Below are 18,285 nucleotides of genomic sequence, written 5' to 3' on the forward strand. Positions count from 1 at the left end.
AATCTTCAGGTTACGGCGGTGTGCTTACTTGCGTTCGGTGATTTCCCGATACCAGGCCGGGTGGTGCTTGCGTGCCCAGGCCCGGCTGACGGTGCCGTAGAGCATCGCACCCATCGAGCCCTTGATCCAGATCGCCGCGTAAATGTGCACGATGATGCTGACGATCAGCACGAAGGCGGCGGCTGCGTGCAGCAGGCTGGCCCAGCGCAGCGAGACGATGCCGAAGAAGCTGCTGAAATACTCGCGCCAGATGACGATGCCGCTGAGCAGCAATACCAGCATGCTGATGATCAGCACCCAGAACAGCACCTTCTGCCCGGCGTTGTAGCGGCCGACTTCCGGCAGTTTTTCCTCGCGGTTGTGCACCACGTCGTTGATCTGCCGGAGCCACTGGCGGTCGCGCGCTTCGATGCGGTTGTGCCCGGCGAAGCGGATCGCCAGCCAGAGGAAGAAGACGAACATGGCGACCCCGATGAAGGGGTGCAGGATGCGCGTCCAGGTGCCGCCGCCGAACAGCCCGGAAAGGCCGAACAGCGCCGGATGGAACAGTGCCAGGCCGGACAGCGCGGCAAGGACGAAGAGGATGGCAACGATCCAGTGATTGGTTCGCTGCGAGGGGTTGTAGCGTTCGATGTCGTTGTTATTCATCGTTGGCTCCTTGAGCGATCGACTCCGAGGATGGCCCCGCGCACGGGGCCGCCGGGATCAGGGTCGCGGCTCCTTGGGGTCGACCACGTGCACCGAGGGATCGACCTGGTGCACCACGGGCTCGCTGAGTTCGGCCTTGTCGTCCTCTTCCTCGACGCGGATCGGCCCGACCCGCGTGTAGTGGAAGAAGCCGGCCAGCACCGCCGCACCCATGCCCAGCAGGGCGAGGGGCTTGGTCACGCCTTTCCACAGACTGACCAGCGGGCTGATGGTCGGCTCGTTCGGCAGGTCGTTGTACAGCGAAGGCTGATCGGCATGGTGCAGCACGTACATCACGTGCGTACCGCCGACGCCATCGGGGTCGTACAGGCCGGCCTGGTCGAAACCGCGTTCCTTGAGGTCGGCGATGCGCCCGGCTGCGTGATCCTTCATGTCTTCCTTGCTGCCGAAGACGATGGCCCCGGTGGGGCAGGTCTTCACGCAGGCCGGCTCGAGCCCGACCGAAACACGGTCGGAACAGAGCGTGCACTTGTAGGCTTTCTTGTCCTTTTCGGAGATGCGCGGGATGTCGAACGGGCAGCCGGTGATGCAGTAGCCGCAGCCGATGCAGTGGTCCTGATTGAAGTCGACGATGCCGTTGGCGTACTTGACGATCGCTCCCGGCGACGGGCAGGCCTTGAGGCAGCCCGGGTCGGCGCAGTGCATGCAGCCGTCCTTGCGGATCAGCCACTCGAGGTTGCCGCTGTCGGGATTCTCGTACTCGGCGAACTTCATCACCGTCCAGGATTCGGCGGTGAGGTCGATCGGGTTGTCGTAGGTCCCGTGGCTGGTGCCGACCTCGTCGCGCAGCTCGTTCCATTCCGAACACGCCACCTGGCAGGCCTTGCAGCCGATGCACTTGGAGGTGTCGATCAGTTTCGCCACTTCGCCGACCTCTCGGATCGACGGCCGCTCGGTGGTCGTGGCGGAGCGGGCAATCACGTCTTGAGTAGCCATCATGCCTTCTCCACGTTGACCAGGAACGACTTGAACTCCGGCGTCTGGGTGTTGGCGTCACCCACGAACGGCGTCAGCGTGTTGGTCAGGTAACCGTTGCGCGCCACCCCGGCGAAGCCCCAGTGCAGCGGGATGCCGATGTGGTGCACGGTCTGGCCGTCTACCGTCAGCGGCTTGATGCGCTTGGTCACCACCGCTACCGCCTTGATGTAGCCGCGGTTGGACGACACCTTGACTCGCTCGCCGGCCTTGATGCCCAGCTCGTTGGCCAACACTTCGCCGATCTCGACGAACTGCTCCGGCTGGGTGATCGCGTTGAGCCGGCAATGCTTGGTCCAGAAGTGGAAGTGCTCCGTCAGCCGGTAGGTGGTGGCCGCGTAGGGGAAATCCTCCGCGGTGCCGAACAGCTCCATGTCGTTCTTGAACACCCGCGCGGCCGGGTTGCTGATGGCCTGGACGTTGTCCGGGTGCATGGGGTTGCGCCCGATGGGCGTCTCGAACGGCTCGTAGTGCTCGGGGAATGGCCCCTCGTTCATCTTGTCCACGGCGAACAGCCGCGCCACCCCTTCGGGGTTCATGATGAACGGGTTCATGCCGGCTTCGGGTGGCGAATCGACCTTGAAGTCGGGCACGTCGGTGCCGCCCCACTTGCTGCCGTCCCACCACACCAGACGCTTCTTCTGCGGATCCCATGGATCGCCGGCCGGGTCGGCCGAAGCGCGGTTGTAGAGGATGCGCCGGTTGGCCGGCCAGGACCAGGCCCAGCCCAGCGTCTGGCCCATGCCGTAGGGGTCGGCGTTGTCGCGTCGGGCCATCTGGTTGCCGGCCTGGGTCCAGGCGCCACACCAGATCCAGCAGCCGCTGGACGTGGTGCCATCGGCGCGCAGCAGGCCGAAGCCTGGCAGCAACTCGCCGGCCTTGGCCACCTGGGCGCCGGTCTGCAGGTCGAAGACGTCGCTCAGCGCCCTGCCGTTGTACTCCTGGGCGATTTCCTCGGCGGTCGGTTCTTCCGGCTGGCGATAACTCCAGTCGATGTTCAGTAGCGGTTCGGCGAAGGCGCCGCCTTCCTTGCGATACAGCTCGCGCAGACGATGGAACAGCCCGCCCATGATCACCACGTCGGTCTGCGCCTGGCCCGGTGGCTCGGCGGCCTTCCAGTGCCACTGCAGCCAGCGACCGCTGTTGACCAGCGAGCCGTCCTCCTCGGCGAAGCAGGTGGTCGGCAGGCGGAACACCGTGGTCTGGATGCTGGCGGTGTCGACGTCGTTGTATTCGCCGGCGTTGCGCCAGAACTCCGAGGTTTCGGTGGCCAGTGGGTCCATGACCACCAGGTACTTGAGCTTGGCCAGCGCGGCGCTGACCTTGGCCTTGTTGGGGAACGAGGCGATCGGGTTGAAGCCCTGGCAGAAATAGCCGTTGACCTGCCCCTGGTACATCATGTCGAAGACCTTGAGCACGTCGTAGCCGGGGATATCCAGCTTCGGCAGCCAGTCGTAGCCCCAGTTGTTCTCCGCGGTGGCGTTCTTGCCGTACCAGGCCTTCATCAGGCTGACGTGGAACTTCTCGTAGTGCTGCCAGTAGGACAGTTGCCCCGGACGCAGCGGCTTGGCGGTGCGCTTGGCGATATAGGCCGCATAGTCCTGCTCGGCTTCCAGCGGCAGGGTCATGTAGCCCGGCAGCAGGTTGGAGAGCAAGCCGAGGTCGGTCAGCCCTTGGATGTTGGAGTGCCCGCGCAGGGCGTTCATGCCGCCGCCGGGCATGCCGATGTTGCCGAGCAGCAGCTGCACCATGGCGCCGGTGCGGATCATTTGCGAGCCGGTCGAGTGCTGGGTCCAGCCGAGGGCGTACATGATGGTCATGACCTTGCCCGGCGCCGAGGTCTCGGCGATGGTTTCCCAAACCTTGAGCATCTTGTCCTGCGGTGTACCGCAGATGTTGCTGACCACCTCCGGGGTATAGCGGCTGTAGTGCTGCTTGAGCAGGTTGTAGACGCAGCGCGGGTGGGTGAGGCTCTTGTCGACGCGGGCGAAGCCTTCCTCGTCGAGCTCGTAGCTCCAGCTGGCCTTGTCCGTATAGGTGCGCCGGTCGCCGTCGTAGCCGTTGAACAGACCGTTCTCGAAGCCGAAGTCCTCCTTCACGATGAACGAGACATCGGTGTAGTTGACCACGTACTCGTGCTGGATCTTGTCGTTTTCCAGCAGGTAGTTGATCAGCCCGCCAAGGAAGGCGATGTCGGTACCGGTGCGGATCGGCGCGTACAGATCGGCTACCGAGGCCGAGCGGGTGAAGCGTGGATCGACCACCACCAGTCGCGCCTTGTTGCGCGCCTTGGCTTCGGTGACCCATTTGAAGCCGCACGGGTGCGCCTCGGCGGCGTTACCGCCCATGATCAGGATCAGGTCAGCGTTCTGGATATCGGACCAGTGATTGGTCATGGCTCCACGGCCAAACGTCGGGGCAAGACTTGCCACCGTCGGGCCATGTCAGACACGTGCCTGGTTGTCGAATCCCAGAATGCCGAGTGAACGCACCACCTTGTGGGTGATGTAGCCAGCCTCGTTGGATGACGCCGAGGCCGCGAGGAAACCGGTGCTCAGCCAGCGGTTGACCGTCTGGCCCTGTTCGTTGCGCTCGATGAAGTTGGCATCGCGGTCGTCCTTCATCATCCGCGCGATGCGATCGAGGGCTTCGCTCCACTCGATGCGCTTCCACTCGTTGCTGCCGGCTTCGCGGACTTCCGGATGGGTCAGGCGGTTGGGGCTGTGAACGAAGTCCAGCAGGCCGGCGCCTTTCGGGCACAGCGTGCCGCGGTTGACCGGGTGATCGGAGTCGCCTTCGATGTGGATGATGTTTTGCGCGACGTTCTTGCCGCCGCTGCCCTGGCTGTAGATGATCAGTCCGCAACCGACTGAGCAGTAGGGGCAGGTGTTGCGGGTCTCGCGCGTATTGGTCAGTTTGAAATGCCGGATCGACTCGGCATACGCCGTCGGCGGGGCCATACCCAATGCCGCCATGCTCGACGCCCCAAGGCCCACACCGCAGACCTTGAAGAACTGTCGACGGTTCATGTCCATCGGAGGTTCTCCTTCTTATCAGGCTGGTACGCCGATGCTTTGCCGGCGTCTGCTTAGCAGCTTAGTCAAGAATGGGCAAAGTGAAAGACTAATCCGCGTTCCGCTGCCTTGCGGCGTACCGACGAACGAGCCTGGTCTGGGCGGGCATTCAGGCATCGGCGGCCGCGGCCAGCTGCTTTCTCCACTCCCGGGGCGATTGCCCGGCGTGCGCCTTGAACGCCCGGGAGAATGCGGCTTCGCTACCGTAGCCAACCTCGGTCGCGATCACCTTCAGGGAGCGGCCTCGACGCAGAGCCTTCTGCGCCAGGCGGACGCGCCAGCCCTGCAGATACTGGCCCGGCGTGGTGCCGACCGTTTCGCGGAAGGCCGTGGCGAACACGCTGCGCGACATTCCGGCGACGCTGGCCAGCCCCTCGAGGGTCCAGTCCTGCGCCGGCGCTTCGTGCATCGCCACCAGCGCGTTGCGCAGGCGCGGGTGCGCCAGCCCGGAGAGCAGTCCGCCACTCACCTCGTCACTTTCCATCAGCTGACGCAGGACCTGGATCATCACCACTTCGAGCAGCCGCTCGACCAATGCCACGCGTCCGCAGCGTTGTTCGAAGGCTTCCTCGAACAGCAGCGAGAGGATCGGCTCGGCGCCCCAGACCTGGTCCAGCGGCAGGCAGACGACATCGGCCAGCGCCGAGGCGATTGGGTTGCTGGTACCGCCTTCGAACGCCAGGTTCGCGCAGACCATGTCGGCGTTCTGCGCGGAGGCGATGAGGAAACGGTGCGTCAGTGGTCGCGGAAACAGCAGCAAACTCGGTCGCTCGACCTGCAGCGATTCCCTGCCATAGCGCACCTCGAGCGTGCCGCTGCGTACCAGATGCAATTGCCCGTGCACGCCATCGCTTTGCAGGGTGTTGATGCCGCACAGCGGCCCGGTGTTGAACACCTGTGCGCTCATCGGGAAGTGGGTCATCAGCGCGGCAAGCCGGTCGGCCATTTTCGTACTCCTGGTCATGTTTTCCGGATTCTACGTCACCAATAGTTTTTCCTGGTGAGCAGAATAGCGTTCACCGGGCAACAACGCCCTGGGCCTACCAACAGAACAGGAACTCTAGCCATGACCATCGAAAAGATTCTCTACACCGCCACTGCAACCGCCACCGGTGGCCGTGAAGGCCGCGCCAGCTCCTCCGATGAGGCGCTCGATGTGCAACTGTCCACCCCGCGTGAACTGGGCGGCGCTGGCGGCCCCGGCACCAACCCGGAGCAGCTGTTCGCTGCTGGCTACTCGGCCTGCTTTCTCGGCGCGCTGAAGTTCGTCGCCGGCAAGCAGAAGGTCGCCCTGCCGGCCGACACCCGCATCACCGGCAAGGTCGGCATCGGCCAGATCCCCACCGGTTTCGGTATCGAGGCCGAGCTGACCGTCAGCGCGCCCGGCATTGCCCGCGACGTATTGCAAGGGCTGGTCGACCAGGCCCACTTGGTCTGCCCGTACTCCAATGCCACCCGCGGCAACATCGACGTAACCCTGATCCTCGCCGACTGATCCAGCCCACCGTACCTACGCACAGGAGACACACGCCATGAATGTCATCATCCGTAGCTTCACCCTCCCGCTGCTGGCCATCGCGCTGCAGCCGGCCTTCGCCGCGCAGCTGGAGCAGCCCACGCAACCGACATCCAGTATCGCCAGCGCCCGCACCGCCAGCACCATCACCACGGCCGACGGCGTGCAGCTGTACTACAAGGACTGGGGCCCGAAGGACGGCCCGGTGGTCACCTTCAGCCATGGCTGGCCGCTCAACTCGGACAGCTGGGAATCGCAAATGCTGTTCCTCGCATCCGAGGGCTACCGCGTGGTCGCTCACGACCGCCGCGGCCACGGCCGCTCCAGCCAGCCGTGGGAAGGCAACGACATGGATCACTACGCCGACGACCTGGCCGCGGTGATCGAGGCGCTGGACCTGAAGGATGTCACCCTGGTGGGTTTCTCCACCGGTGGCGGCGAGGTGGCCCGCTACATCGGTCGCCACGGCACCGAGCGGGTGAAGAAGGCCGTACTGGTCAGCGCCGTGCCGCCGATGATGTTGAAAACCGCGGATAACCCGGGCGGGCTGCCGCTGGAAGTGTTCGACGGCATCCGCAAGGCATCGCTGGAGGATCGCGCGCAGCTGTACCTCGACCTCGCCTCCGGCCCGTTCTACGGCTTCAATCGACCGGGAGCCAAGGTTTCCCAGGGGTTGATCGACAATTGGCGCGCCCAGGGTCTGCAGGCCGGGCACAAGAATACCTACGACTCCATTGCCGCCTTCTCGGCCACCGACTTTCGCGGCGACCTGAAGAAGTTCGACGTGCCGACGCTGGTGATCCACGGCGACGATGACCAGATCGTGCCGCTGGACAGCTCGGGCAAGGCCTCCGCCGCGCTGATCGAGGGCGCGCAGCTGATCGTCTATCCCGGCGCGCCGCACGGCCTGACCGACACCCACAAGGAGCGCTTCAACAACGATCTGCTGGCCTTTCTCAAGGAGTGATGCGCAGCGGCTTTATCGAGCGGCTCGCAGCACCGCGTCACTTGCCGCTCAGAAACGACAAACCCCGCCAGATGGCGGGGTTTGTCTGTGGACTGCGCTCAGGCAGACCAGATTTTCTACACGACGCCGATCAGGCGTTCTGGCGGATACCAGCGACCAGCCAAGGCTGGTTCTCGCCCTGGGCACGTTCCATGCGCCAGCTTTCGCTGAACGGCTCGCCCTGGTCGAAGCGCGAAGTCTTCGCGGTGCCGGTGAAGGTCAGGGTCGCGGTGGTCTTCTCGGCATCGTCGTCGACGCCGTCGAGCTGGATTTGCAGGTCGTCGATGTAGGTCGACTGATAGGCATCACCGATCTCGGCGCGCTCCTGCTTGAGGAAGCCCAGCAGCTGCGGGGTGACGAACTCGGAGATCTTGTCCATCTCGTTGGCGTCCCAGTGCTGCTGCAGCGAGAGGAAATGCTCGCGGGCTGCGGCGACGAAGCTCTGCTCGTTGAACCAGGCCGGGGCGTTGATCACCGGAGCGGCGGCGGCCGGGGCGGCGCTGCCACCGAAGATGGAGGTCGACGGCTGCTGCGGCATGTCACGCTGCATCGGCGCATGGCCGGCCATGGCAGGCTGCTGCTGGCGACGGCGGGCGGCGAGGAAGCGGAACAGCAGGAACGCGATCAGGCCGAAGATCAGAATATCCATGAACTGGATGCCCTCGAAGCCGTCGCCCATGAACATCGAGGCGAGCAGGCCACCGGCGGCCAGACCGGCCAGCGGGCCGAGCCAGCGCGAGGCACCGCTGGCGGCAGCGGGCGTCTGACGGCCAGCCTGATTCGGTGCGGCCTGGGTCTGCTGGGGCGCCTGGCGGGTCTGGTGGCTGGGCGCCGAGCCGAAGCTCTTGCCGCCGCCGAAACGCTTGGCGTGGGCGTCGAGCGCGAAGGTCAGGCTGATACACAGCGCCATGAAGATGCTAAGCACACGTTGCATTGAGTGTTCCCGCTAAAAAGAGTGGAGTACGCGCGCCATCCTGCCGAGGCAGGCAGGGGTTGGCCAGGGGCAGTATGTTACCGGCTTTTGCTTGCGACCGTTGGTCGCGCCAGGTCAGCGCTGGGCAAGATGCGAAAACGGAGCCTGACGGCTCCGTTCTGTGCTGCAGCGGGTTTAGCGCCAGTTGTACAGCTCCTTCTCGGAGATCTCGTGCATCGGCTTGACCTGTTCCTGGAAGGCTTTCATCGACGCCCAGATGCGGCCGTTAAGCTCGCTCTGTTCGGCCAGCTCGCCGAGCACCAGCTCCGACTGCTCCTGCATGGCGCCGAGCACTTCGTCGGGGAAGCGCTTGAGTTCCACGCCTTGCTGCTTGAGCTGGTCCAGCGCCAGGGCGTTGTTGTAGACGTAGTCATCCATCATGTCGCGGCTGGCCGCACGGGTCGCCTCGGTGAGGATCGCCTGCAGGTCCTCGGGCAGGGTGTCCATCGCCTTCTGGTTCACCAGCAGCTCCAGCACCGCCTGCGGCTCCTGCCAGCCTGGGTAGTAGTAATACTTGGCGGCCTTGTGCAGGCCGAAGGCCAGGTCGTTGTACGGGCTGACCCAGTCGGTCGCGTCGATCGCGCCGGTCTGCAGTGCGGTGAACACCTCGCCGCCGGGCAGATTCACGGTGGTCGCGCCGAGACGCGCCAGCACTTCGCCGCCGAGGCCCGGCATGCGGATCTTCAGCCCGCGCAGGTCGTCCAGCGAACTGATTTCCTTGTTGTACCAGCCGCCCATCTGCATGCCGGTGTTGCCGACCACCATCGGCTTCACGCCGAAAGGTGCATAGGCCTCTTCCCAGAACTTCTGGCCTTCGCCCTTGCTCAGCCAGGCGTTCATCTCGATGGCGGACAGGCCGAACGGAACCGAGGTGAAGAACTGCGCGGTGGGCACCTTGCCCTTCCAGTAGTAGGCGGCGCCGTGGCCCAATTCGGCGGTGCCGCGGGAAACGGCATCGAACACTTCCAGCGCCGGGACCAGCTCGCCGGCGGCGTAGACCTTGATGGTCAGGCGACCGTCGCTCATCACCTTGACGCGATCGGCCAGGCGTTCGGCGGCGGTGCCCAGGCCCGGGTAGTTCTTCGGCCAGGCGGTGACCATCTTCCAAGTGTAGGTCTTGGCGGGTTCGCTGGCGGCCTGCTGGCCTGTGGTTTCGACTTTCTTGTCGTCGTTGCAACCGGCGAGGCCGAGGGTGGCAAGCAAGGCTGCGGCAGCACCGAACAGATGGCGGCGTTTCATGGGTCGGTATCCTTGGAAGACTCTTCTTATAGGAATGGCTTGTCGGTATGACGGGTTGACGTTAGCGTCAACCTCACAGGGCTTCAAGTTTTGCGTAGCTGAGCATCAGCCATTTGCTGCCCTCATCCTCGAAATTCACCTGCACCCGGGCCTGGGCGCCGGAGCCTTCGAAGTTGAGGATGGTGCCTTCGCCGAACAGCGAGTGGCGTACACGCTGGCCGAGGCTGAACGGCGTTTCCGGCACGCCGGCGCCGTCGAACAGCGACGAGCCGCTCATGCTCTTGCCGCTGAACGAGCGCGTCACGGTATTGCTCAGACGTACTTCCTGGATCAGTGCCGGCGGCACTTCGCGGACGAAACGCGAGATCTTGTTATAGGTTTCGCTGCCGTACAGCCGGCGCGTTTCGGCGTAGGTGATCACCAGCTGCTGCATGGCGCGGGTGATGCCGACGTAGGCCAGGCGGCGTTCTTCTTCCAGACGGCCGGATTCCTCCAGGCTCATCTTGTGCGGGAACAGGCCTTCTTCCATGCCGACCAGGAACACCAGCGGGAACTCCAGGCCTTTGGCGCTGTGCAGCGTCATCAGCTGCACGCTGTCCTCGTGGTCGCCGGCCTGCTGTTCGCCGGCCTCCAGCGAGGCGTGGTCGAGAAAGGCCGCCAGCGGTGACTGGACGTCGTCGTCCTCTTCGCTGTAGCTGTCGAAGGCGCGCGCGGCGGAGACCAGTTCCTCGAGGTTTTCCACCCGCGCCTGGGCTTTCTCGCCCTTTTCGTCGCGGTGATAGGCAAGCAGCCCGGACTGCTCGATGACCAGCTGCGCCATGCTGTGCAGCTGCATGCCTTCGACCTTCAGCGCCAGGGTATCGACCAGCTCGACAAAGGCGTTCAGCGCGCTGGCAGCGCGGCCGGAAACCGCCTTGATACCGACCGCCTGATGCAGCGCCGCCCACATCGACAGGCCCTGATCACGCGCCAGCTGGCGCAGTGCTTCGACGGTCTTCTCGCCGATGCCGCGCGCCGGCACGTTGATCACCCGTTCCAGCGCCGCGTCGTTGTCGCGGGTCTGGATCAGGCGCAGGTAGGCCATGGCGTTCTTGATCTCGGCGCGCTCGAAGAAGCGCTGGCCGCCGTAGATGCGGTAGGGAATCTTCTCGCGCAGCAGCGCCTCTTCCAGCACCCGCGACTGGGCGTTGGAGCGGTAGAGGATGGCGATCTCGCTGCGGCTCATGCCGTCGCGGATGGCCTTCTCGATGCTCTCGACCACGTAGCGCGCTTCGTCGTGCTCGTTGAACGCGGCGTACAGGCTGATCGGCTCACCCTCGCAGCCGGAAGTCCAGAGCTCCTTGCCGAGACGGCCCTGGTTGTTGGCGATCAGCGCGTTGGCGGCCTTGAGGATGCAGGCGGTGGAGCGGTAGTTCTGCTCCAGGCGGATGGTTTCGGCGTCGGGGAAGTCCTGGCTGAACTGGTGCAGGTTCTCGATCCGCGCGCCGCGCCAGCCGTAGATAGACTGGTCGTCGTCGCCGACCACCATCAGGCTCTCGCCGCCCTTGGCCAGCAGCCGCAGCCAGGCGTACTGCACGGCGTTGGTGTCCTGGAACTCGTCCACCAGCACGTGGCGGAAACGCCGCTGGTAGTGATCGAGCAGGCCCGGGTGGTCGCGCCACAGGTCCAGGGCGCGCAGCAGCAGCTCGGAGAAGTCGATCACCCCGGCGCGGGCGCAGGCCTCTTCATAGGCTTCGTAGATCTTCAGCTGGGTGGCGAGGAACAGATCACCGCCGGCCTGGATGTTGCGCGGACGCAGGCCTTCGTCCTTCTGCGCGTTGATCCACCACTGCGCCTGGCGCGCTGGCCAGCGTTGCTCGTCGAGGCCGAGTTCGCGGATCACCCGCTTGACCAGCCGCTGCTGGTCGTCGGAATCGAGGATCTGGAAGTTCTGCGCCAGCTTGGCCTCCTGCCAGTGCGCGCGCAGCAGGCGGTGGGCCAGGCCGTGAAAGGTGCCCACCCACATGCCCTGCGGGTTCACGTGCAGCAGCTGCTCGATGCGCTGGCGCATCTCGGCGGCAGCCTTGTTGGTGAAGGTCACCGACAGGATCGAGTGCAGCGAGGCGCGTTCGACCTGGTGCAGCCACGCGATACGGTGCACCAGAACGCGGGTCTTGCCCGAGCCGGCGCCAGCCAATACCAGCTGGCGGCCAAGCGGCGCGGCCACGGCCTGGCGCTGAGCATCGTTGAGGGAATTCAGGAGGAGAGAGAGATCGTCATGCATCGCGGCATTCTATTGGAAATGCCTGCGCTGCGCTCGCCCTGCGGTCCATTCGAAAGCGCAGTCTGCGGCAAACCGGCGCGGGCGCGGTTCTGGTCGATCGCGCCTGGTGGAACCTTCCGCTGGTCGGCTGGAGTACCGATCGCCGTTTTTCCGACGCACCATGGTATGACGCGACGCCATCAACGTGCCATTATCGACGGTGGTATGGTTCCGAGGGAGCCTGTTTTAGGTGCAGTTATTACTAGAACAATATTCATGACCGATTCCATCCGAGCCGCCTGCCCGGCATCAACACAGCCATTATCCAGCGGGGCCTCGGCGGCCGATTATGCTGCCGAGCGTACCCGGCTGCTGTATCGAGGTTCGCGCGTGCCCGCCTGGCTATTGCTGCTGGCTACGCTGGTCCTCGGTGTGGTGCTCTGGGGCGAGCAGGGCGGTGTCGAGCTCGGGCTGTGGCTTGGCTGGATGGGCGCGCTGGCACTGTTGCGCTTGCAGCAGATATTCGCCTTCAACCGAGCCAGCCCCGAGGCGCAGGCCGCGCCGTGCTGGCGCTGGCGCTTTCTGCTCGGCAGTGGCGCGTCTGCGCTGAGCCTGTGCTACGCCATGGTCGTGCTGGTGCCGGCCGATGTCTTCGTCACCCAAGCGCTGCTGTACGGGCTGATCGGTTCGGTCGTCGTGGCCGCGAGCGTCGCTTACGGGGTCTGCCTGCCCGCCTTCTTCAGTTTCGCCGTGCCCAGTCTGTTGCCCACCGGCCTATTGCTGATGACCAGCGGCCACCCGCTGCAGCAGGGCTGGGGTTTGCTGGCGATGATCGTGCTGGCCACCCTCAGCCTGATCGGCTGGCAGATCAGCCGGCTGGTGAACGACGGGCTCGAACAGCGGCTGCATAAGCAGCAGCTGATCGAGCGGCTGGAAAGCGCCGGCCGCGAAGCCGACCAGCTCAATCGCCGTTTGGCCTCGGAAGTCGAGCAACGTCGCCATGCCGAAAAGCAGCTGCGCAGTGCCTACGATGGCCTCGAGCAGCGCGTCGCCGAGCGCACCGCGGAACTCGCGCAGCTCGCCGAAGAGCTGGGGGAAAGCGAGGCGCGGCTGAATCTAGCGCTGGACGCCAGTGGCCTCGGCCTGTGGGACTGGGATCTGCAGAACAACCATGTTCATCATTCCCGTCTGGAGGTGGTGTTCGGCATCGGCCGGCAGCACCGCTACGACGAGGATGGCTCGCCGTTGCCGGACATCCATCCCAAGGATCTGGAAGGCGTGCGCGCGATCCTGATCGCGCACCTGAAGGGCGAATCCGAACAGTTCGCCGTCGAGTACCGTGCATTGCGCGCCGACGGCAGCGAAATCTGGCTCGAGGATCGCGGCCGGGTGATCCAGCGTGACGCCGCTGGCCGTGCCCTGCGCATGATCGGCACCCGTCGCGACATCAGCGAGCTGCGCCGCCAGGCCGAACAGCAGCGCCTGGCAGCGACGGTGTTCGAGGCGGCCAGCGAAGGCATGGTGATCATGAACGATCACTACCGCGTGCTGGCGGTCAACGACGCCTGCTGCGCGCTGTCCGGCTACAGCCGCGAGGAATTGCTCGGGCACAGCGTAGCGCGCATCGCCGGTTCGCCGGAGAGTCAGCGCCAGTACCAGACCATGCGTGAAGCGCTGGAACTGCACGGTCACTGGCAGGGCGAGCTGATCGAGACCCGCAAGAGCGGCGAGGTCTACCCGCAGTGGGTACAGCTGCGCGAAGTGCGCGATGCCAACGACAGCGTCACCCATGTGGTCGCGTTCATCTCCGACCTCAGCGTGCGGCGCAAGATCGAAGAGCGTCTGCGCTACCTGACCCATTACGACGACCTCACCGGGCTGGCCAACCGCGGCCTGCTCAAGGAGCGTCTGCACGAGGCCTGCCAGCGGGTGCGTCGCAACGGCCGCAACATGGCGGTGCTCTACATCGATCTGGACCGCTTCAAGCTGCTCAACGAAAGCCTCGGGCACGAGGCCGCCGACGCATTGCTGCGCGAGATGTCGCGGCGCATCACCCAGACCCTGGCAGATGCTGACACCATCGCGCGGCTGTCCGGCGACGAGTTCGTCGTGCTGTTCGACGCCTACGGCAGCCTCAGTAGCCTCGCGCATCTGGGCAGCCGGCTGCTGCAGCGAATCCGCAAGCCGCTGATCATCGATGAGCAGGAGCTGGTCATCAGCGCCTCCATCGGTGTCAGCCTGATGCCGGACAACAGCCGTGACGCGGAAGTGCTGCTGCGCCAGGCGAACATGGCCATGCAGCAGGCCAAGCATCTGGGCGGCAACACGCTGCAGTTCTTCACCGACCGGCCGCAGGCGTCGAGCATGCAGTACCTGCAGCTGGAGAATCAGCTGCGCAAGGCGCTGGAAGTCGGCCAGCTGGAAGTCTTCTATCAGCCACGTCTGAGCTTGGCCGACGATGCTCTGGAGGCCGCCGAAGCGCTGGTGCGCTGGCGTCATCCGCAGCGCGGGCTGGTCGCGCCGGCGCACTTCATTCCGCTGGCGGAAGAAACCGGTTTGATCATTCCGCTCGGTGAGTTCGTCCTGCGCGAGGCCTGCCGCCAGGCACGCCAGTGGCAGCAGGACGGGCTGGCGGAGATTCGCGTGTCGGTGAACCTCTCGGTCAAGCAGCTGCGGCAGGGCAACTTCGTCAGCCTGGTGCGCCAGGTGCTCGAGGAAACCGGCCTGCCGGCGACCATGCTGGAGCTGGAGCTGACCGAGAGCCAGTTGCTGGACGATATCGACAATGCCATCAGCATCAGCGAGCAACTTCGCGCGCTAGGAGTCAGGCTGGCGATCGACGACTTCGGCACCGGCTTCTCGTCGCTGAGTTACCTCAAGCGCTTCCCGGTGGACTACGTGAAGATCGACCGCTCGTTCATCAGTGAGCTGGAGCATTCCAGTCAGGATGCGGCGATTACCCGGGCGATCATCGCCATGGTCCACAGCCTGGAGCGCAAGGTGGTGGCCGAGGGGGTGGAAACCCAGGCGCAGATGGATTTCCTCAAGGCCAACCAGTGCGACGAGATTCAGGGCTACCTGCTCAGCCCGCCGGTGCCGGCCGAGCAGTTCGCCGAATTACTGCGCTAGCGGCGACGCGGTAACGCGCCGCCCGTAGCGGCGTCAGCCGCGGGTGGTGCTGCCTTCGAGCTCGCGCATCAGCAGCGCGTAGCGCAGATCGACGTCTTCCGGCACCGGCAGGTAGACCGTGTGACCGTCGCCCGGAGCCACCTCGATGGCTTCGCCGCGCTTGTTCTCCAGCTGCTCCAGGCGCAGGTTGAGGTTGCCCTGCGGCGTCATCAGTTCCAGCCTGTCGCCAACCGCGAAGCGGTTCTTCACCGTCACCTCGGCCAGGCCGTTGCGGCGTTCGCCGGTCAGCTCGCCGACGAACTGCTGACGCTCGGAGAGCGAGAAGCCGCGCTCGTAGTTCTGGTATTCGTCGTGCACATGGCGGCGCAGGAAGCCCTCGGTGTAGCCGCGGTGGGCCAGCGATTCGAGGGTATCCATCAGCGACTTGTCGAATGGCCGGTCGGCGAGGGCGTCGTCAATGGCCTTGCGGTAGACCTGCGCAGTGCGCGCCACGTAGTAGTGGCTCTTGGTGCGGCCTTCGATCTTCAGCGAGTGCACGCCCATCTGCACCAGGCGCTCGACGTGCTGCACGGCGCGCAGGTCCTTGGAGTTCATGATGTAGGTGCCGTGCTCGTCCTCGAAGGCGGACATGAATTCGCCCGGACGGCTGCTGTCCTCGAGCAGGAATACCTCATCGGTCGGCGCGCCGATACCGAGGGTTGGGTCGGGGCTGGGAGTTTGTGCCGGCTGCACGACGATCGGCTCGTACTTGTGCACGATGTCGCCGACTTCGTTCTCCTTCGCCTCATGGGTCTTGTACTCCCAGCGGCAGGCGTTGGTGCAGCTGCCCTGGTTGGGGTCGCGCTTGTTGATGTAGCCGGACAGCAGGCAGCGGCCGGAATAGGCCATGCACAGCGCGCCGTGGACGAACACTTCCAGCTCCATGCCTGGCACCTGTTCGCGGATCTCGCCAATCTCCTCCAGCGACAGCTCGCGGGAGAGGATCACGCGGCTGACGCCCTGGCTCTCCCAGAACTTCACCGTCGCCCAGTTCACCGCATTGGCCTGCACCGAGAGGTGGATGGTCTGCTGCGGGAAGTGCTGGCGCACCAGCATGATCAGCCCGGGGTCGGACATGATCAGCGCATCCGGTCCCATCGCCACCACCGGCTCCAGATCCTTGATGAAGGTCTTCAGCTTGGCGTTGTGCGGGGCGATGTTGACCACCACGTAGAACTGCTTGCCCAGTGCATGTGCTTCGTCGATGCCAAGCTTGAGGTTGGCATGGTCGAACTCGTTGTTGCGCACGCGCAGGCTGTAGCGCGGCTGCCCGGCGTACACCGCATCGGCGCCGTAGGCGAAGGCATAGCGCATGGATTTCAGCGTGCCGGCAGGCGACAGCAGCTCGGTGCGGTAGGGGGTGCTCATGGCGCGGGACTCGCAGGAGGGCATCGAAGAAGCGCGGCATTTTACTGCGCTCGGCGGTCGATTGCGCGTCGTCTGCGATATTCGGGGTGAGGCGCAATGGCGCCCCGCCTGAGCGGGGCGCCGAGGATCAGGCGGCGGGCGCTTCCTTGAGCATGGCGTAGAGCCGGTCCTTGAGCTGCAGCTTCTCCTTCTTCAGGGTCTCGACCTCGCTATCGGTGCCCGGGACGATGTGCGCTTCGATGTTCTTGACCCGTTGATCCAGCTCGTTGTGCTCGTCGAACAGGCGGGCAAAGGTCTTGTTTTCCGCCTTCAGGCGGGTGATCAGGTCGCGGTACTCGGGGAACATGGCAACTCCTGCGGCATGGATGAGCGGGTTGGGCAGATCGGCTCGGGCCGAGCTGCCTCGTGCTTCCATGGTCGTACCGGTGCTTGCCTGTGGTATTGACCCGCGTCATGCGCCGTCGGGAAGCCGGACAGCAAAACGCCGGGACGAGCCCGGCGTTTCGGTCTTGCGCCTGGATCAGGCCGCGGCGATCACGTCGCCGTGGTTTTCCGGCTCGATCAACGCGCGGTGCAGCGCGGCAATGGCGGCGTCGTAGTCCTCTTCGTTGACCACGCACTGCATCTCCACCTGACGGATCGACTGGTGGATCGCCTGGATGCTGATGCCCGCTTCGGCGAGCGCCGCCACGGTCTTGGCCAGGATGCCCTTGACCTTGAGGTCCGAACCGATCGCCGAGACGATGGCTAGGTTGTGCACCGTGACCTCGGCCGCCGGGTACTTCTCCTCGATCAGCCGCGCCGCGCGGTTGATCAGCTTGCGCGAGCCGGAGGCGTAGTAGGTGATGCTGTTGGCATCGGAGTCCTTGTTCACCACGTAGAGCTTGAGCTGCTTGAGCAGCTTGCTGATCTCCATGTCGTGGCTGATGTCGCCGAGCATGTCCTGGTCGAACACCTCGATGCCGAAGACATCCTTGCGTCCGGCGATGATTTCCACGCAGGGCTTCTCGCTCTTGTAGTCCTGGCTGATCAGCGTGCCGCCGTGCTCGGGCTCGAAGGCATTCTTGATGCGCAGCTCGACACCGGCACGGCGCAGGGTCTTGGCCGCGCGCGGGTGGATCGCTTCCATGCCGAGGTTCGACAGCTGGTCGGCGACGTCGTAGTTGGTGCGGCCGATGGTCACCACCTTGTCGGCACCGACCAGGTTCGGGTCGGCGGAAGAGAGGTGGAATTCCTTGTGGATGATCGCTTCATGCGCGCCGGTGGCGGCGGCGATCTGTGCGAAGGTGATCTCGCTGTAGCCTCGGTCGTAGGTGTTCATCAGGCCTTCGGCGCAGTGCGTGTAGCCGGTGGCGACCACCAGTTCGCGGCTCAGGTCGAAGCCGGCAAAATGGCTGGCGATCATCTCCTCGAATGGCAGCGGCGCTTCCTGCTGCCAGCCGGTGAGGTCGGCCAGGCGCGCGTTGACGCCGCGCTGCTTGAGTGCCAGCACAGAGTTGAAGGCGCTATGCGCTTCACCGAGGGAGGCGAGCATCTCGCGCACCTTCATCAGGTGCTCGGAGAGCTGGAAGTGGCCGTAGGCGCAGAGCTTCTGCAGGCTGTGCATGCACTCGCTGGCGTCGTCGATGCGCGAATTGATGAATTGGTTGGCAGCGTGCAGCTCATACTCGGAGCTGAACAGCTCGGCGTTCTTCGCCAGCATGCGCTGGCGCACGCCTTCCAGCGCCTCGCGCCAAGCGCCTTCGCTCTGGGCATCGGCAAAACGCTGGTAGACGCCGGGCTCGCCGGTCTTCTTATGTTCCAGCAGCAGATTGGTCATGCCGCTATAGGCCGAGACGACGAAGACGCGCTGGTACAGCGCTGCGCCTTCCCGGCGGCCGATGAAGATGTTGTCGAGGACTTCCTCGAAGCGGCTCATCGACGTGCCGCCGATCTTTTCTACGGTATGCATCTTTTTATTGCGTCCGAATCTGGCAGGCCGTTGATGGGCCCGGCGCGGCTGGCGCACCTGTCGAT

13 protein-coding genes are annotated in these 18,285 nt (G+C 64.8%); 3 read left to right on the top strand and 10 right to left on the bottom strand.

Features of this window, described 5'->3' with window-relative positions:
* Positions 1 to 24: 24 nt before the first annotated feature.
* The 4 genes from IEG05_RS07740 to IEG05_RS07755 form a co-directional block, all read right to left on the bottom strand.
* Positions 25 to 648 (bottom strand): formate dehydrogenase subunit gamma, encoded by a 624-nt coding sequence (locus IEG05_RS07740; RefSeq protein ID WP_003297735.1) that lies wholly within the window; start codon positions 646 to 648, stop codon positions 25 to 27.
* A 57-nt stretch (positions 649 to 705) separates the two neighbouring features.
* The gene (gene fdxH, locus IEG05_RS07745; RefSeq protein WP_191121870.1) at positions 706 to 1,644 is read right to left on the bottom strand and encodes a formate dehydrogenase subunit beta; all 939 of its coding nucleotides are present in this window, start codon (positions 1,642 to 1,644) and stop codon (positions 706 to 708) included.
* On the bottom strand, positions 1,644 to 4,718 hold the full coding sequence (fdnG, locus tag IEG05_RS07750; protein WP_191121852.1) for a formate dehydrogenase-N subunit alpha: 3,075 nt from the start codon (positions 4,716 to 4,718) through the stop codon (positions 1,644 to 1,646). Before fdnG ends, fdxH begins: the two co-directional genes overlap by 1 nt.
* A gap of 148 nt (positions 4,719 to 4,866) precedes the next feature.
* Positions 4,867 to 5,703 (bottom strand): AraC family transcriptional regulator, encoded by an 837-nt coding sequence (locus tag IEG05_RS07755; RefSeq protein ID WP_191121853.1) that lies wholly within the window; start codon positions 5,701 to 5,703, stop codon positions 4,867 to 4,869.
* A gap of 120 nt (positions 5,704 to 5,823) precedes the next feature.
* Here IEG05_RS07755 and IEG05_RS07760 point away from each other — a divergent pair, with 120 nt between their 5' ends.
* Together IEG05_RS07760 and IEG05_RS07765 are read left to right on the top strand one after the other, a co-directional pair.
* Complete coding sequence (locus IEG05_RS07760) at positions 5,824 to 6,252, top strand: organic hydroperoxide resistance protein (protein ID WP_191121854.1); 429 nt, start codon at positions 5,824 to 5,826, stop codon at positions 6,250 to 6,252.
* 37 nt (positions 6,253 to 6,289) lie between these two features.
* Positions 6,290 to 7,240 carry an alpha/beta fold hydrolase gene (locus tag IEG05_RS07765; RefSeq protein ID WP_191121855.1) on the top strand — a complete coding sequence of 317 codons (951 nt, stop codon included), beginning with the start codon at positions 6,290 to 6,292 and terminating at the stop codon, positions 7,238 to 7,240.
* Between the two features lie 130 nt (positions 7,241 to 7,370).
* Here IEG05_RS07765 and IEG05_RS07770 read toward each other — a convergent pair whose 3' ends face one another.
* The 3 genes from IEG05_RS07770 to uvrD all read right to left on the bottom strand — a co-directional run bounded on the left by IEG05_RS07770 (position 7,371) and on the right by uvrD (position 11,754).
* Entirely contained in the window at positions 7,371 to 8,213 is an 843-nt protein-coding gene (locus tag IEG05_RS07770) for a Tim44 domain-containing protein (protein ID WP_023444806.1), read from the bottom strand.
* 174 nt (positions 8,214 to 8,387) lie between these two features.
* Positions 8,388 to 9,491 (bottom strand): TRAP transporter substrate-binding protein, encoded by a 1,104-nt coding sequence (locus tag IEG05_RS07775; protein ID WP_046618092.1) that lies wholly within the window; start codon positions 9,489 to 9,491, stop codon positions 8,388 to 8,390.
* A gap of 73 nt (positions 9,492 to 9,564) precedes the next feature.
* The gene (gene uvrD / locus IEG05_RS07780) at positions 9,565 to 11,754 is read right to left on the bottom strand and encodes a DNA helicase II (RefSeq protein WP_191121856.1); all 2,190 of its coding nucleotides are present in this window, start codon (positions 11,752 to 11,754) and stop codon (positions 9,565 to 9,567) included.
* Positions 11,755 to 12,009: 255 nt separating this feature from the next.
* On the opposite strand from uvrD, the gene IEG05_RS07785 reads away from it, so the two are divergent.
* The gene (locus IEG05_RS07785) at positions 12,010 to 14,862 is read left to right on the top strand and encodes a putative bifunctional diguanylate cyclase/phosphodiesterase (RefSeq protein WP_191121857.1); all 2,853 of its coding nucleotides are present in this window, start codon (positions 12,010 to 12,012) and stop codon (positions 14,860 to 14,862) included.
* Positions 14,863 to 14,895: 33 nt separating this feature from the next.
* On the opposite strand, the gene trhP is transcribed toward IEG05_RS07785, so the two are convergent.
* The 3 genes from trhP to IEG05_RS07800 form a co-directional block, all read right to left on the bottom strand.
* On the bottom strand, positions 14,896 to 16,269 hold the full coding sequence (trhP, locus tag IEG05_RS07790) for a prephenate-dependent tRNA uridine(34) hydroxylase TrhP (protein WP_023444810.1): 1,374 nt from the start codon (positions 16,267 to 16,269) through the stop codon (positions 14,896 to 14,898).
* A gap of 127 nt (positions 16,270 to 16,396) precedes the next feature.
* Positions 16,397 to 16,615 (bottom strand): HP1242/YdcH family protein, encoded by a 219-nt coding sequence (locus tag IEG05_RS07795; RefSeq protein ID WP_041015392.1) that lies wholly within the window; start codon positions 16,613 to 16,615, stop codon positions 16,397 to 16,399.
* Positions 16,616 to 16,789: 174 nt separating this feature from the next.
* A complete protein-coding gene (locus tag IEG05_RS07800) occupies positions 16,790 to 18,220 on the bottom strand; it encodes an aspartate kinase (protein ID WP_045666733.1) in 1,431 nt (476 codons plus the stop codon).
* Between the last annotated feature and the right edge of the window lie 65 nt (positions 18,221 to 18,285).

The sequence above is a fragment of the Stutzerimonas kunmingensis genome (genome assembly GCF_014764705.1).
Taxonomy (GTDB): Bacteria; Pseudomonadota; Gammaproteobacteria; order Pseudomonadales; family Pseudomonadaceae; genus Stutzerimonas.